Annotated in this window: 13 protein-coding genes; 4 read left to right on the forward strand and 9 right to left on the reverse strand. The window is 68.4% G+C overall.

The window, feature by feature from the left end; translation table 11 throughout:
• The first annotated feature begins 16 nt into the window (after positions 1-16).
• Positions 17-1,306 (forward strand): ABC transporter substrate-binding protein, encoded by a 1,290-nt coding sequence (locus ACFY3L_RS00070; protein ID WP_389316603.1) that lies wholly within the window; start codon positions 17-19, stop codon positions 1,304-1,306.
• A 203-nt stretch (positions 1,307-1,509) separates the two neighbouring features.
• On the forward strand, positions 1,510-2,784 hold the full coding sequence (locus ACFY3L_RS00075; protein ID WP_389316606.1) for an NAD(P)/FAD-dependent oxidoreductase: 1,275 nt from the start codon (positions 1,510-1,512) through the stop codon (positions 2,782-2,784).
• A gap of 161 nt (positions 2,785-2,945) precedes the next feature.
• Here the strand turns inward: ACFY3L_RS00075 and ACFY3L_RS00080 are convergent, their stop codons facing one another.
• From ACFY3L_RS00080 to ACFY3L_RS00095, 4 genes are all read right to left on the reverse strand, one after another.
• Complete coding sequence (locus ACFY3L_RS00080) at positions 2,946-3,284, reverse strand: potassium transporter TrkA (protein WP_389316609.1); 339 nt, start codon at positions 3,282-3,284, stop codon at positions 2,946-2,948.
• Positions 3,285-3,373: 89 nt separating this feature from the next.
• Entirely contained in the window at positions 3,374-4,135 is a 762-nt protein-coding gene (locus ACFY3L_RS00085) for a rod shape-determining protein (RefSeq protein WP_389316612.1), read from the reverse strand.
• A gap of 166 nt (positions 4,136-4,301) precedes the next feature.
• On the reverse strand, positions 4,302-4,508 hold the full coding sequence (locus ACFY3L_RS00090) for a hypothetical protein (RefSeq protein ID WP_389316615.1): 207 nt from the start codon (positions 4,506-4,508) through the stop codon (positions 4,302-4,304).
• Between the two features lie 117 nt (positions 4,509-4,625).
• Positions 4,626-4,958 (reverse strand): hypothetical protein, encoded by a 333-nt coding sequence (locus tag ACFY3L_RS00095; protein ID WP_389316618.1) that lies wholly within the window; start codon positions 4,956-4,958, stop codon positions 4,626-4,628.
• Positions 4,959-5,245: 287 nt separating this feature from the next.
• On the opposite strand from ACFY3L_RS00095, the gene ACFY3L_RS00100 reads away from it, so the two are divergent.
• On the forward strand, positions 5,246-5,875 hold the full coding sequence (locus ACFY3L_RS00100; protein ID WP_389316621.1) for a hypothetical protein: 630 nt from the start codon (positions 5,246-5,248) through the stop codon (positions 5,873-5,875).
• A 944-nt stretch (positions 5,876-6,819) separates the two neighbouring features.
• Here ACFY3L_RS00100 and ACFY3L_RS00105 read toward each other — a convergent pair.
• Both ACFY3L_RS00105 and ACFY3L_RS00110 read right to left on the reverse strand, forming a co-directional pair.
• Positions 6,820-7,674, reverse strand: a complete 855-nt coding sequence (locus tag ACFY3L_RS00105; protein WP_389316624.1) for an FG-GAP repeat domain-containing protein — start codon at positions 7,672-7,674, stop codon at positions 6,820-6,822.
• 94 nt (positions 7,675-7,768) lie between these two features.
• A complete protein-coding gene (locus ACFY3L_RS00110) occupies positions 7,769-10,231 on the reverse strand; it encodes a hypothetical protein (protein ID WP_389316627.1) in 2,463 nt (820 codons plus the stop codon).
• A 233-nt stretch (positions 10,232-10,464) separates the two neighbouring features.
• On the opposite strand from ACFY3L_RS00110, the gene ACFY3L_RS00115 reads away from it, so the two are divergent.
• Positions 10,465-10,695 (forward strand): carboxypeptidase-like regulatory domain-containing protein, encoded by a 231-nt coding sequence (locus ACFY3L_RS00115; RefSeq protein ID WP_389316630.1) that lies wholly within the window; start codon positions 10,465-10,467, stop codon positions 10,693-10,695.
• A gap of 80 nt (positions 10,696-10,775) precedes the next feature.
• Here the strand turns inward: ACFY3L_RS00115 and ACFY3L_RS00120 are convergent, their stop codons facing one another.
• The 3 genes from ACFY3L_RS00120 to ACFY3L_RS00130 are packed head-to-tail and all read right to left on the reverse strand — an operon-like array spanning position 10,776 to position 15,673.
• A complete protein-coding gene (locus ACFY3L_RS00120) occupies positions 10,776-11,180 on the reverse strand; it encodes a RidA family protein (RefSeq protein ID WP_389316633.1) in 405 nt (134 codons plus the stop codon).
• Positions 11,181-11,213: 33 nt separating this feature from the next.
• Positions 11,214-13,079 (reverse strand): FG-GAP repeat domain-containing protein, encoded by a 1,866-nt coding sequence (locus ACFY3L_RS00125; protein ID WP_389316636.1) that lies wholly within the window; start codon positions 13,077-13,079, stop codon positions 11,214-11,216.
• Positions 13,079-15,673, reverse strand: a complete 2,595-nt coding sequence (locus ACFY3L_RS00130) for a hypothetical protein (protein ID WP_389316639.1) — start codon at positions 15,671-15,673, stop codon at positions 13,079-13,081. The genes ACFY3L_RS00125 and ACFY3L_RS00130 overlap by 1 nt, the downstream gene beginning before the upstream one ends.
• Positions 15,674-15,754 lie beyond the last annotated feature (81 nt).

Genomic DNA, 15,754 nt, shown 5'->3' on the forward strand with positions numbered 1-15,754 from the left:
TGGGGGGAACGTCCACATGCGACACTCACGACTGCGCGCGCTGGGGCTGCTGATGGCCGTGTTCGGCGTGGTGGCCTCGGCGGGGTGCACCGCGTCCATCTCCGCGGCGGACCGGAAGATCACGCTGACGGTCGACACGTTCGGCAAGTTCGGCTACGACGAGTTGTACAAGCAGTACGAGAAGGACCACCCGAACATCACCATCAAGAGCCGGGTGGTGGAGAACCTCGACGTCTACTGGCCGAAGCTCAACGTGTACCTCGCGGCGGGCGGTGGCGCCGGCGACGTCGTCGCGATGGAGGAGGGTGTCACGCCCTTCTACAAGGGACAGTCCGACAGCTTCGTGGATCTCGCCAAGTACGGCGCGAACGACATGAAGGGCGACTTCCTGCCGTGGAAGTGGGCGCAGGGCACCCTCGACAACGGCAAGGTCGTCGGTCTCGGCACGGACATCGGCGGCCTGGCGATGTGCTACCGCAAGGACCTGTTCGCCAAGGCGGGCCTGCCGACGGACCGCGACGCGGTGTCGAAGCTGTGGCCGACCTGGGAGGCGTTCCGCCAGACCGGCGTGCGGTTCAAGGCGGCCAACACCGGCGCGGCGTTCGTCGACTCGCCCGACCAGATCCTCGCCGCCGCGCTGTCCCAGGCGGCCGCGGCGAACGACAACGTCACGTACTTCGACCGCGACGACAAGCTCATCATCGAGACCAGCCCGGCGGTGAAGACCGCCTGGGCGGAGGCGACGAGCGTGGTCGCGTCCGGGCTCAGCTCGAGGATCGAAACGTGGACGGACGCCTGGCACGCCGGTTTCCGCGACGGCACCTTCGCCACGACCGCCTGCCCCAGCTGGATGCTCGGCATCATCCAGGACGGCGGCGGCCCGCAGACCAAGGACAAGTGGGACGTGGCCGCGATCCCCGGCGGCGGCGGCAACTGGGGCGGCTCGTTCCTCGCCGTGCCCGTGCAGAGCAAGCACCCGCGCGAGGCCGCCGAGCTCGCGATGTTCCTCACCTCGCCGGCCAGCCACGTGGCCGCCTTCAAGGCCGTCGGCGCCCTGCCCTCGGACGTGAAGTCGCTGCAGGACCCGGCCTTCCTGTCGATCACCAATCCGTATTTCGGCAACGCCCCGGTCGGCAGGATCTTCGGCGAGGGCGCCATGAAGATCCAGCCGATGTACGTGGCGGTGCGGCACCGGCCGGTCGCGGAGACCACGCAGGCGGCCCTCGACGCGTACCTCGCCGGGAAGATCACCGCCGACGCCGCCTGGCAGCAGGCCGTCGCCGCGGCGAAACGGAAGGCCGTGTGAGCCCGGCCCTGCGCATCCACCTGCTCGAGGTGTCTGCGGCCCCGGCTTCATCATGCTGACGGCCGTCATCGACCGCCGCGTGGTGTAGGTTGCCGGTGCTCGGCAACCGGGCCGGACCGAGGTTTGCCGACCGGTGCCCGTGTATGCCGCCGGCCGCTGGCCGATGCTGGAGATTCTTCGGCACGGCCAGCAGGGGTGGTGACATGGCGACCGATGCGTCGCACGGCGGGCGACCCGCCGCGCCGGACACGGTGGCGGTGATCGGGGCGGGAGTGGTCGGCCTGTCCACCGCATGGTTCCTGCAGGAGGCCGGTGTACAGGTCACGGTGTACGAGCGCCGCCATGCCGGCGCCGGCGCGTCGTGGGGCAACGCGGGCTGGCTGACGCCCGGGCTGACGGCGCCGCTGCCGGAACCGGCGGTGCTGCGCTATGGGCTGCGGGCGGTGCTCAGCGCCCGGTCGCCGGTGTACGTGCCGCTACGCGCCGACCGGAGGCTGCTGCGGTTCCTGGCGTCGTTCGCCGCGCACAGCACCGCGCGGCGGTGGCGGCGTGGCATGGCCGCCTATGTGCCGCTCAACGAGCGGTCGCTGGAGGCGTTCGATGTGCTGACGGCCGGGGGCGTGGCCGCGACGACGACCAAGGCGGCCAACTTCCTGGCCTGCTACGCCCGTGAGCGGGACCGGCGTGGGCTGCTGGCCGAGCTGGAGCAGATCCGCGCCGCCGGTCAGGATGTGCGGTTCCATCCGATGCCGGGCCTGCGGGCGCGGGCCATCGAGCCGGTGCTGACTGACCGCGTCGATGCCGCCGTACAGATCTACGGACAGCGGTATCTGGACCCGCCGCGGTTCGTCGACGCGCTGGCGGCTGCGGTGCGTGCGCGTGGCGGGCGGGTCGTGGAGGGCTGCGACGTCCTCGATCTGCGAGTGGAGTCCGGGGGTGTCGGCGTGCTCTGCCGGTCCGGACAGCAGGACCGGCACGATGCCGTCGTGGTCGCCACCGGGGCGGCGTTGGGGAAGTTGACCGAGCGTTTCGGGGTGCGGCGGCCGGTACAGGCGGGGCGGGGCTACAGCTTCAGCGTGCCGGCGGAGCGGCTGCCGGGTGGGCCGCTGTACTTTCCCGCGCAGCGGGTGGCGTGCACGCCGTTGAACGGCCGTCTGCGGGTGGCCGGGATGATGGAGTTCCGGCGCCCCGATGATCCGCTGGACCCACGGCGGATCACCGCCATCGTGGACGCCGTACGTCCGTTTCTGCACGGCGTACACCTCGACGACCGGCGCGACGAATGGGTCGGTTCCCGCCCGTGCACTCCCGACGGCCTGCCGTTGGCCGGGGTGACCGCCGCTCCTCGGGTGTTCGTCGCGGGCGGTCATGGGATGTGGGGCGTCGCGCTCGGCCCGGTCACCGGGCAGCTGATGGCCCAGACGGTCCTCAAGGGTGAGGCCCCGCCGCAGCTGGCTCCGTTCGACCCGCTGCGGTAGACGCATCGTCGCGCAGGCAGCGGCCGGATCTCCCGGTGTTGCGTGTCCTGCCGGCGAGAAGTACCAGGGATGACCACCATGGGCGGCCACACCGGTGCCGGGATCCGGTCGGTGTGGCCGCCGGCCCGGACGACTGCCGGGCGGAACGCGGTCGGTCGCGCTCAGCGTGCCGGCGCGCCGGTCGCCGGTTTCTGCTCGCTGTTGCCACTGTTGCCACTGTTGCCACTGTTGCCACTGTTGCCGCTGTTGCCGCTGGTGCCGCTGGTGTCGGTGCCGTCGGTGTTGACGATGTCGAAGATGCCCAGCAGGCCGGCCAGGGCGATCGCCTCGTCGCGGCTCAGGGTGATGCTGCAACTGCCGTCGGGATCGTCGCTGCTGCTGTGGATGAGGTCCCGGCGGCTGCTGGCGTGGTGGGTGATGACTCCCACCCGGCGACCTGCGGCGCTGGTGAAGGTCCGGCATGTACCGATGCCGGGGAGCGAGATGCGTTCGATGTCCATGAACAACTCCGAAGGTGTGGGGAAGGGTCCGCGTAGCCGGCTGCGACGCGAGGACACGTGGGGGACGGGTCTGCGCTGTTCCGGTGCCGTCAGCCGGTGAGCAGCAGCCGCAGGCCGTTGAGGGTGGCAAGCGGCGGATCGGCGGGCATGGTGACCGAACGGCCGGTCCGGGCGGCCAGCTCGGCGGCGATTCCTGGCGTCATGGCCCCACCGCCGGTGAGCAACAACCGGTGCCGTCTGCCGCGGGGACGGTGCAGTCGTCGCACACAGTCGGCGATCGCCGGGATGCGGTCGACCGGGCCGGTCTCGTCGACATGGTGCGCGGCCACGACACTGCCGTCGGCGATCCGCGCGATCTCGGTCCGTCCCGACCCGATGTCCACCACGACGACGTCGGCGCCGGTGTCTTCGGCGCCGTGCCGGCAGGCCAACGCCGCCGCCAGGGGCTCCTCCACGGCGGTCACGCGCCCGCCGACGCCTCGGCGCACCGCGGCGACGAGCACGGTCCGCTGGCGCAGGGTGGCGGTGGCCGGCACGCCGACGAGCACCTGCAGCGTGGGATCCGATGGCAGCCCGAGATCCGCGACCAGCAGCCGCAGCAGTTGCACGCAGGCGAAGAAGTCGCGTACCACGCCGCCGCGGACCGGCCACGTCGCGCCGGCCTCGCCGTCGGGCAGGGCGAGCGCGGCCTGCCCTGCGACGGACCGGCCGCCACCGAGCCGGGCAAGGACGGTGGGCGCGGTGATCACCGCGCCGGTCGCCGGCGTCCACAGCCGAACGGTCGACGTTCCGAGGTCGAGCGCGAGACAGTGTTCGCCGCCGCGTACGGCGTACGCGCCCGGGGTGAGCATGACCATCACCCCAGCGCCGATAGCGAGACCGGCCGGCTCCGGGCCGGCAGCGGTGACCGCGATCGGCGGCCGGGCATGGGGGGACAGGGTCGATGACGAGACGTGGGCATGGTGCATCCAGATCACACGGGCAGCGTCACGCCTGGACGCTGCGCAGCGGGCGGCTTCAGACGGTGAGCGCGCGCCGCGGCGGTGCCCGGTCCGCCGACCACGCCGGAACACACCCCGGAACCGCACGCCGGGCCAACCGGAAGACGATGCACAGTCCGATGTCCCGAGCGGCCTCGATCGCGACCAGCAGCACGGCCACCAACGCCAGCACCGGCAGGGCGGAACGCCTGCCGATGCCGCCGAAGCCGCACCCGTCACGCATGCCGGTCACCATAGCCGTTCGCAGCGCCCACGACCATCACGCCGTAGCCGCCAGGTACACGGACAGGGTTCGAACCCGCACCCATCGGGTCGGGAGCGGCCGGAGCGGGTCTGGAGGTCACGGCTTGGGGTAGACCTTCCCCGGGCAACGGTCCTGCTGGTAGCTGATGCCGCCCATCTCCATCGGCATGTAGTCACCGCCGGCGAGCGGGATGCCGACGTACCAGATCCAGCACTTGTCGGCCAGCCCCTCCGGGTCGTTCCACGTCGTCGTGGCGAAGTCGGCCTGCGAACCGAACACGTAGCAGTACGCGGCCTTGTACGTCTTCCTGAAGTGGTCCACGCAGCCCTTGCCGGCGTCGAGCAGCTGCGCCGGCGTGCCGCCCGCGACGACCGCGGCGTTGGCCTGACCGCCCTTCACCTTCTTCGTCACCGACATCTTGCGCACCATGTCTGGCCCGAACCGTGGGGCAGCCGGTGCCGCGGATGACGCTGCCGGGGGCCGGCTCGATGCGGGCACGGTCACTTCGACGGACGGGCGAACTGACGGACCCGCTGTCGGACGATCCGAAGCCGCCGGCGTACTGTCCCCAGCCGAGCTGCCGCAGCCAGCGAGGAGCAACCCGGCGGCCACGGGCAACAGCCAGAATCTCCGAGGGACGGACGTTGTCCGGGAAACGCACACACGTGCATCATCGTGGAGTGCCTGAGCGACACTGAAGTCCTTGAACGGGCACGATGATCGTCATCTTGCCGACAGCGCCCCTCTCGATCGAGCCGTCAATCTTGGCGAAGCGAGGCACCCCTGTGGATACCGGCCAGCACAGCGCGGCGGCGGAACGGCCCGGGCTACCGGCCGGCGTCACCCCGCCGGCCGCTGGCACAGTCACGGCCGGCGGCGAGACCTCGAGTACCCGCGCGCCGATCCGGCGTCGGTGGATCCGGCTGGCCGTGGCCGGGGGAGGGGTTACCGCGATCGTGGTCGCGGGTCTCGTCGCCGCCAGGACGGCTGCGACAGGGGGCGGCCAGGGGAAGTTGACGGATACGGGCATCGCGTCGTGCGCGCGCCATATCGCCGAGGGGGTGGTGACCGACGTGTCGCCGTCCGGTGCGGGCGGCGGGTGGCAGGTCACCATCCAGGTGGAGGCGTCGCTGAAAGGCGCCGACGTGGGGCGGCCGCTCACCTACCACGCCGATGAACCATCGGGTTCGCAGGTCAGCCCCGGCACGCGGGTCGTTGTGATCGTCTCGCGTTTTCCCGACGAGCGCGTCCAGCAGTACGTCGGTGCGGACGTCGCCTGGGCCCGGGACTGGATGGCCCACGCCGTGCCGCTGTCGCACGACGTGCCGTGCGACACGCCCGGCTGAACGGATGCGGCATCATGCAGGCGGATCGGAAGAAGCCGGTGCGCGAAACGGCCTGGACGGCGCTACGCGAGTTCGTAGGTGAAGCGGTCGATCCGACCCGAGGCGGCGTCGCGGTCGGCCGACGCGCGAAGGACGTCTTCGATCCCACCGAGACGGGCACCGGGCCGACCCGGCCGCCATCACGACGTCGACAGCCGTCTGCTGGCCGGCGCGCACGGACGGCGGCAGATCCGGATGTCGCTCCAGCGCGCTGCCCAGGCGCGTGGATAGCGCTCGATCAAGTGTTGACCTTGTGAAGGTACTGGGCAGGCCGTCGCGTGATCTGGGTGTGGGCTGGCAGGCTGACGGCGTGGGTCATGCAACGGCAGGAGCGGTCGGCGACCGAGCGCGCGGAGGTCGAGCGTCTAACCGGACCCCGTTGATCGTACTGGTCTGTATGGCGCTGTGCGCGCTTGGCAGCGCTTGCGGCGGTCCGATGGGGTCACAGGACCGCGCGACGGCTGTCGGTTACCTGCCGGACGGTCGGGTCCTCATGGCGGCTGCAGGGTATGAGCGGTCGGCCAGTCTCTCGACCGTGCAACCAGACAAGGACCCACGCCCGCTGCCGTTCGACTACTGTAGCCCGATCATGGTCCTGTCGATCTCAGGCTCTTCGAGCAACGCGTCGCACATCCGCACCGCGGCGTCACGTTCGCTGGCGTAGATCATGTACACGGTCTCTCCCGTTCAGAGACGGTTCCTTCGATCACCATCGATCGCGAAGCTGGACAGAGCGCCTTGCTCGGCACCTCGCCGGTGGTGTTCCACCGTTGGACACGTTCGGGCTCCCAGAGCATCGGCACGAACGGGCAGCTGTCCGCCCACCGGCAGTCCGGTCGAGGCCACGGCCGACTTCGAGATCTCCGAGACTGCCGGTGGACGGGACGACTAATCCTGTCCGGTCGTCACAGCATCATGGCGGAGGCAACGTTCCAGCCTCCACCAGCGCCGAACCGGGTGGTCCATGGGTTGGCGGTGGCCGACCCGTTGTGCGGGTAGACCCAGAGATTTCCGCTGGCGTCGCGCACGACAATGTCGGGCCGGCCGGTACCGGTGACATCGGCCAGCAGCATCACGTCCGCGAGGTTCCAGCCCGTACCCGCGCTGAAGGGGGCCGGCACGGGACCGGTCGAGTCCCCGGCGGGAAGGACCGTCAGAGCTCCGGTGCTTTCACGCACTACCAGGTCGGGGCGCCCGCGACCGGTCACATTACCGACTAGCAGCCCCGTTGCCCCGCTCCAGGCGACGCCGGCCAGCCTCCGGTCCGTCCACGAAGCGGCCGTTCCGGTCTGCCCGTTGTGCGGATACATCCACAGGCCGCCGTCATCGAGGCGGGCAACCATGTCGGGGCGGCCATCGCCGGTCACATCCACCAGCGCAAGCCAATTGGCAATGTTCCAGCCGAACAGCCCGGTGTAGTACGGAGCGTTCCAACCGGCTGCGGTGCCGGTGGCACCGTTGTGCGGATACACCCACAGTGAACTGGGGTCCGGTGTGTCCGTGCGCACGGAGACGATGTCGGGGCGGCCGTCGCCGGTCACGTCGGCCAGCAGGAGTTTGCTGGCGTTGTTCCACCCGACGGTTCCGGTGTCGTACCGGGACGTCCAAGGATTTGAGGTTGTGGACCCGTTGTGCGGGTATACGTAAAGCCGGTCCGCCTCGCGGATCACCATGTCGGGCCGACCGTCGCCGGTCACGTCGACGAGTGGAGCGGCCGCCCCGGCCTCTGGCAACGGCGGGGTGAGAAGTGTCTTGCCCATTGCTAGCTCCCGTTCACGATGAAGTCTGTTCCAAGGCCCGGAACGCACGTGGTCCGCAGCGCGCCCGTACGGCGCCGTGGTCTTGTGGTGCGAGTTACAGGACGATCGTGTCCCGGGCGGGGCGGGTTACGCCGTTGATGGCGATGAATTCAACGCCTGATCCCGGTACGTTGTGGACGACGACGTTGCTCGGTGGGTGGTGCCATCTCCCGGCGTACGTGATGTTGAGCGTCTTGCGGTCGGCCGAGAGCTGGAACGTGAGGTCGACCTGACCGAACTTGGTGGGTACGTTGGTGAATTCGGTTGCCGTGGTGGTCAGCCACCCGTTCGGGCACATGCGCAGGAGGTGCAGCTCGGTTTCGGAGATCGAGTCGTCGATGACCGAGTGCAGGACGGACCACACGATGATCGGGTAGCTGAACAGGTTGCCGTAGATGGCGTGACGATGCTCGCTGGAGATGTAGGTGTCCTGCGAGAGACCTCCCACAAGCAGTCCATACATCCCTTCGAGGTAGTGGTCACGATCGCCCAGCTCCCAGTTGTGGAACATGTTCCAGCTGTAGCAGGGCTCGCTCGACGACTGTTCGTGGTCCAGAACCGCGCGGTAGAGCGCGTTGTGGTGGACGGGGTCGAACAGCTTGGTGTTCGGGCCGACGCGGAAGAACTCGACGAACGACTTCATCAGCGGGTCCGAGGCAGGCATCAACCCGGCCCACACCGACATCAAGGCGCCGGTGTCCAACATGGTGAAGTCGTCCCAGACGCCCACGCCTGAGAACTGCGGAGGGAAGACCGGCCACTGTGCGCCGGTCCCGTCGGTCCACTTCTTGGAGCGGCCCGCGAGCGCGACCATCGCCGCGCCGAACGCTGTCTTGAACTTGCCGGCGAACGTCTCGAACTCCGCCGCGCGTGGATGGCCTTCCCGCTTCAACAGGGTGATCGCCGACCGCAGGCCCTTGTAGGTGAAGCACTGCGTGATGATGCCCTGTGTTTCGGCGCCTTCGTCGGTGGAGTGGCCCGGAGGCATGATGCCTTTCACCCCGTTGTGGTTGGTCTTTCCGCACGCCTCGACGATGAAGTCGCATGCCAACACGATCGGGCCGATCCACTTGTCGATGAAGGCACGGCGATTGGTGAGGAGCGCGTGGGTGGCCAGGATCTCGAGGATGGCACCGTGGTCGCTCATCCAGTCGATGGCCTGAAGGGTCTGCGGTGTGGAGAGATACCCCGGATAGGTACCGGGGGCGAATACCGAGCTCGGCGGCTTCCGGGTGCCCTGCGTCACCTTGTAGATCTCGATGTGCTTCTCGACCACGTCGTGGTAGCCCAGCCGATCGAGGAACATGTGGCTGACCATCGAGGTCGGTGTGCTCCACAGGACGTCGTACGCGTAGGAGCCGGACAGGAACGTGAAGAGCCCGGTGTCGGGACTCTTCTCCGCGACGACCTGCGCCAGCTGCGGGCCACGGCGGATGACCTGGTTGACGTAGTTCTCCGGCGTCTTCACCTTCGCGGCCGACGGCTCGACCTGCTTCCAGTAGGCAGTGCATTGGGCGAGGACCGCATCGCGTCCGGGCGCGGCCTCCGCCGTCACATTGGCAAGCGGCTGCGGGAGCATCGGCACCAGTACGTCGATGTACGCCCCCACCTGGACGGGGAGCCCGAGCCGGAGGTCGTGGACACCGGGCTTGGCGTTCTTCGCCAGCGCGATCGAGCCTTTGCCGGTCGCGAAGTTGGCGTTCGTCACCATCAGCCGTACATTGCCGCTGTCGTCGGTGATGGGAACCGCCATCGGGCCGATCGGGTTCCACGCACGTTGCATCGTGAGGTTGCCGGCCAGCGGAGCCTCATCCGGCACGACTGTCAGCGGGACGCCGTTCTCCTGCTCGTACGGGCCGCGCGGCTTGACGTACGCCTTGCTCAACCAAAGCTGGAACGTGAAGTCTTTCGGCGCTTTGATCGGATCGACGTAGACAACCTCGAAACGGATCCACGCGTAGATGGGCTCAACGGCCGTCTGGACGTTGCCGCCCCCGGGGATGTGCGCGAACACCGTCTGCCGGAGGATCAGGCCCTCTTGACGCCGGTACTCGGTCCACAGCACCGGCGCATCGTTGCTCTCGTCCCAGCCCTGCTTGCGGAACCCGAGATCGTCGTCCCACAGCTCGTGCACCGAGGTCGGGAATGCCGGAAACCCACCATCGCGCTTGGGCATGGCGACTGTGAGCTGGAAGTTCCTCCCGAAGTAGGGCTGCGTGTTCGGCTTGGCCGCAAGGACCCAGCTCGGGTCGCAGATCAGCGTGCCGTTGTAGACGGCGTTGAACCGGAACAGGTGGCCTTTCCAGCCGATCGGGGTCCACACGTTGCGCTGCGGGAGCCACCAGTGTTTCGCACGCTCGACGTTCGGCTCAGGACTTCCTGGCCCCAACGCGGTGGACTCGAAGGTGTCGGCGTGGGCCTCGGAGACGAGCGCTTTCGGAGCGGCGAGCGTGAGCGCACCCCCCGCCACCGCACCACCCGTGAGTTGGAGAATCCGCCTTCTTGACACTTCAGCCATGCCAGGCCTCCATCGGTCATAACACATGCACGAAGTATCTTCGAAATACAGAAGATATCTTCGTGGTTTCGTGCATTGAAGGATGGCATCGCCGGGTCCAGCGGGCAAGAGGCAAGTCCGACGGGGTCAGACGAGCGAACAGCACCGTCACCGGCGTGGGGGCGAGCTTCGACCACACGTCCCGCGGCCCACTCGTACACCGTCAACATCGGCGCGAGCCCGGTCAGCGCCCGGTGATCATCGGACGGGTCACCACCACCGGCGGCACGCCGATCTCCGGCGCCACGGTGGACGCCGGCGGCGGGCGCAACGGCACGACCGACGCCGCGGGCTACTTTCGCATCACCGCGCCTGTCGGCGTCTACACGTTGACCGCGTCCAAGGCCGGCTCTACCACGAAGGTCCGCACCGCGGTCGACGTCTCCACCCTCGGTGCCACGCCGCTACCGTTCCGGCTCAGCTGATGCCGCGCCGGTGCTGTGCCGTGACTGGGCCCACCGGCGCCCGCGCCGGTGGGCCCAGTCTCCCACCCCTACTGTGCGGATCAGCGCCGGCGGCGGCTGCCCTTGACCGCGACGACGTCGATCTCCACGAGGATTCCGCCGAGGCTGGATCCGGCGGTCGTGCGGACCGGGCGCGGTTCCTCGAAGAACTCGCGGTACGCCGTGTCGAAGGCATCCCAGTCGTTGTCGATGTCCGCCAAGTGAGCGGTCACCTTGACGACGTCCTGCAGGTTCGAGCCCGCGGCCTCCAGCGCGGCCGCGACGTTGCGGAGCGTCTGACGGGTCTGCTCAGCGACGTCGTCGCCGACGATTGCCCGGGTCACCGGGTCGACCGGCCCGAAGCCCGCGGTCCAGACGAGGTCTCCGACGACGACCGCCTGAGAGTAGGCCCCTCGCGGCGGTGGAGCCTGGTCGGTGTGGATTCCTATCTTCGTATGATCCGTCATCTCCAAGTCCTTTCGACGGGCGTCACCAGAGCGCTAGAGCACCAGGGAGATCGCGTCCTGGTAGCCGTCGCCGCCCGGTCTGGGAGTGCCGGACCACCGGTTGCCCGTGGTCGCACCGTTGTTGGTGTAGATCGACAGCTTGCCGGAGGCGTCACTCACGACGAGGTCCGGTCCCGGGTTTCCGGTCACGTAGCCGACGTCGAGCCACCGTGTTCCGGACCAGTTGCCAGGGACCACGATCGGATCGGTCGACGCGCCCGTCGGGAAGACCCACAGCGATCCGTCGTTCTCCAGGTCGATGAGGTCGGCGATACCGTCGCGGTCCACGTCACCCAGGGCGAGCCGGGTGGCTGTCTGCCAGTTGCTGCCGACCCACATGCGCGGTTCCCAGGGGAACGCGGTTGCGGAACCGTTGCCGGGGTACGCGTAGAGGTCGCCGTTGGGGAACCGCCCGACGATGTCGGCGAGGCCTTCGCCGGTGACGTCCCCGACCATCAGGTAGTCGAAGATGTTCCAGCCGGTTCCGGCGATGTATCGCGAAGTCCACCGTGGACCGGTGGTGGAACCGTTGTTCAGGTAGATCCACAAGGTGCCGTTCGAGGCACTCCTGTCGAGCGCGATCAGGTCCAGGAGGCTGTCGCCGTTGACGTCGCCGAGGAAGACCTGGGAGGCGAAGCCCCAGTCGGTCCCGGCGCTGATCCGGGAGGGCCACGGATTGCCGGTGGCAGCCTTGTTGTTCGGCAGGAGCCAGAGGTCGCCGCCGCGGGCCACCCTGGCCACCAGTTCGGGCTTGCCGTCGCCGTTGACGTCGCCGGTCAGGACCTCGGCGGCGTACGCGAAGCCACTGCCCGCCGCGAAGCGCGTCGTCGCGGACCACATGGCGCCCGTCGTGGGGCTGAGCCAGAAGTGGACCCACAGCGCGCCGGTGGTGTCCCGCGCGATCAGATCCGGGTGCCCGTCGCCGGTGACGTCGGCCAGGATCAGTTGGCCGGAATTGCTCCATCCGCCTGTGCTGCCGTAGACGATCGAGGTCCAGAAATTTGTTGATGTCGAGCCGTTGTGGGGGTAGACGAGGACGGCACCGTTGCCGTCGCGGGCGACGATGTCGAGGCGGCCATCGCCGGTGACGTCGCCGAGCATGATCGCCTGAGCGAGATTCCAGCCGGTGCCGGACCAGATCGGCGCCTGGGTCCACGGATTCGACGCCACCGAGCCGTTGTTCGGGTAGACATACAGGGTGCCGCCGTCGACGGAGCGGTTTCGCGCCACGAGGTCGGGGCGCTTGTCGCCCGTGACGTCCCCTACCAGGATCTTGTCGACGCTGTTCCAGCCGGTGCCGGCGGCGTACCGGCGCTGTTCCGGCCACGGATTGGCCGAGGTCGAACCGTCATTGGGGTAGATCCACAGGGTGCCGCCATTCGTGGCGGGATCGCGTGCGATGACGTCGGTGCGGCTGTCCCCGGTGACGTCGGCGAGCAGCAGGATGTCGGCGTACGCCCACTGCGGGGAGGTCGCCACGTAGGTCGGCTGCCACGGGTTGGACGTGGTCGCCCCGTTGTTGGCGTACACGCGCAACGATCCCGCGTCGGCGCTGGGGACTTGGGCGACCAGGTCGGCACGGCCGTCCCCGGTGACATCGGCGGTCGCCGTCATGGGGGCGGCAGCGGCGGCCTGGGCGGAACTCGTAGTGGCCTTTTTGGATCTGATGGCCCTTGTGTCCCACTTCTTGGACTTCATCTTGCTCGGGGTTTTGGCGGACTTGCCGATCGCGGTGTGGTCAGGCCGGCCGTCGCCCGGGCTCGCCTGCGCCGCCGGCGTGACGGCAAGAACGGTGAGAACGGTGAAAACGGCCATGGTCAGGGCAGTGCCCACCGTGGTCACGCGAACTGCTGTTGTCATCAGAGCACAACCTCCCGCTCGGTGCGGTATTTCCTCCCGTTGACGGTGATCCACTTCAGGCCGGGTAGCGGCGGACTCGACACCGTGACGCGCTCGGGTCTGTGGTGCCAATCGCCCTGGAACTCCACATCGAGGGTGTCGCGCCGGCTGTTCAGCCGCATGCGCAGCGTCACCGGGCCGAACCTGGTCGCGACCTTCTCGAAGCGGGTCTGCTGCTGTGCGGAGAGCCACTCCAGCGGGCAGAGCCGGAGCAGCTTCAGCTCGCCGGCGGCGAGGCTGTCGTCAATGACCGAGTGAAGGAGCGACCAGGTGATGATGGGGTAGGAGAAAAGGTTGCCGTAGATCGCGTTCCGGTGCTCGCTGGAGATGAAGGTGTCCTGCGAGAGGCCGCCCGTGAGCAGGCCGTACAGACCTTCGATGAAACGCGCCCGGTCTCCCAGCTGCCAGCTGTGGAACATGTTCCAGCTGTAGCAGGGCTCGCTGGAGGACTGTTCGTGGTCGAGGACGGCGGGGTACAACGCGTTGTGGTGTGCCGGGTCGAACAGCCGCTGGTTCGGCCCCACGCGGAAGAACTCGACGAACGACTTCATCAACGGGTCGGACGCCGGCATCAGTCCGGCCCAGACCGACATCAGCGCACCGGTGTCGAGCATCGTGAAGGCGTCCCAGACACCCTCGCCCGCGAACTGCGGCCGGAACACCGGCCACTGCCTGCCCTCGGCATCGGTCCACTTCTGTGATCGGTCTGCCAGGTCGCGTACGGCTCGGACGAAGGTGGCGCGGAAGGTGCCGGCGAACGCGGCGAACTCCGCCGCCCGGGGGTGCTCGAGTCGCCGCAGGAGTTCGACGGCGGATGCGAGTCCTTTGTACGTGAAGCACTGACTGATGAAGCCCTGGGTTTCGACGCCCTCGTCCGTGGAGTGGCCGGGAGGCATCAGCCCCTTGACGCCATTGTGATTGGTGAGTGCGCAGGCTTGCACGATGAAGTCGCATGCCTTCACGATGGCGTCGAGCCATTTGTCGATGAACGCCTCGCGGTCGGTCAGCAGGGCGTGCACAGCCAGGATCTCCAGGATCGCGCCGTGGTCACTCATCCAGTCGATGGCCTGCAGCGTCTTCGGGGTGGACAGGTAACCGGGGTAGGAGCCGCCGGCGAAAGCGGCCCCGGGCGGGGTCCGTGTCCCCTGGGTGGCCGCGTAGATCTCGATGTGCTGCTCCACGACGTCGTGGTAGCCGAGCCGGTCCAGGAACATGTGGCTGACCATGGAGGTCGGCGTACTCCATAGGACGTCGTACGCGTACGAGCCGGACAGGAAGGTGAACAGACCGGTGTCGGGGCTCTTCTCGGCGACCACCTGGGCGAGCTGCGGACCGCGGCGCATCACCTGGTTGATGTAGTTCTCCGGGGTGTCGACCGTGGCGACGGTGTTGGCGCGCTCCTTCCAGAACTGCTGGCACTGGGCGAGTGCCGCGTCGCGACCTGTCGCCGCCTCGGCCTTGGCCGCGGAGAGCGGCTGGGGGAGCATCGGGATCAGCACGTCGACATGGGCGCCGACCGTCACGGGCAGGCCGAGCCGCAGGTCGTAGACGCCGTTGACCTTGGGGTTCTGGGTCATGGCGATCGAGCCCTGGTCCGCGGTGGTGACCATGACCCGGACGTTGCCGCCCGCGTCGGTGATCGGCACCGTGATCGGTTTGCCGCTCGGGTTCCACACCCGTTGCATCGTCAGCCCGCCGGCGATCGGGGCAGTCTCGGGGAACACCGTGAGCGGTACGCCGCTCTGGTCCTGATAGGGGCCGTTGGGCTTCATGTACGCGCCGCTGAGCCACAGCTGGAACGTGAAGTCCTTGGGCGCGATCCGCGGATCGACGTAGACGACCTCGAAGCGGGTCCACGCGTAGATCGGTTCGACGGCCGTCTGGACGGGGCCGTTGCCGGGCACGTGAGCGAACACGCTCTGCCGGATGACGAGACCCTCGTGGCGCCGATGCTCGGTCCACAGGACGGGCGCGTCACTGTCTTCTACCCAGCCCTGCCTGCCGTAGCCGAGGTCGGCGTCCCAGATTTCGCGCGTGAAGGCCGGGAAGTCGCGGAAACCCCCGCCTCGCATGGGCATGACGACGGTCGTCTGGAAGTTCTTCCCGCGATATTGCTCGGTGTTGGGCTTGGCCGCCAGGACCCAGCTCGGGTCACAGATGAGGGCTCCGTTGTAAACGCAGTTGAACCGGAAAAGGTGTCCCTTCCAGCCGATCGGCGTCCACACGTTGCGCTGGGGGAGCCACCAACGCTTGGCGCGTTCGATGGTGGGTTCCGGGTCGCCCGCGGCCAGCGGCGTCGGCACCACCGTGTCGGCGTACGCGCTGGGCTGGGTGGTCAGGGGGTTGGCGGCGGCCAATGCGCCTCCGGCGACGGCTCCGCCGGTCATCAGGAGTAGTTGGCGCCTGGAAGGTCCTCTCACGTGCGCGGCCTCCTCGGACGTGGCAGCAAGGGAGTTAGTTTCGATATTTCGAATATATCTACGAAGTATCGATAATTGAACACTGTGGCATCGGCACCCAGGAAAAGGCAAGGGGCAATGCGCGGAGACGATCATCAGTCCGCGCCGGATGGGCGGTATGGAATCGCCCAGGTGGCGGCGGCAACCAAGGCCCCCGCCGCGCCCCGAGGTTTCCGC

Origin of the sequence: Dactylosporangium sp. NPDC000521 (assembly GCF_042898305.1) — a bacterium.
In the GTDB taxonomy this organism is placed as follows: Bacteria; Actinomycetota; Actinomycetes; order Mycobacteriales; family Micromonosporaceae; genus Dactylosporangium.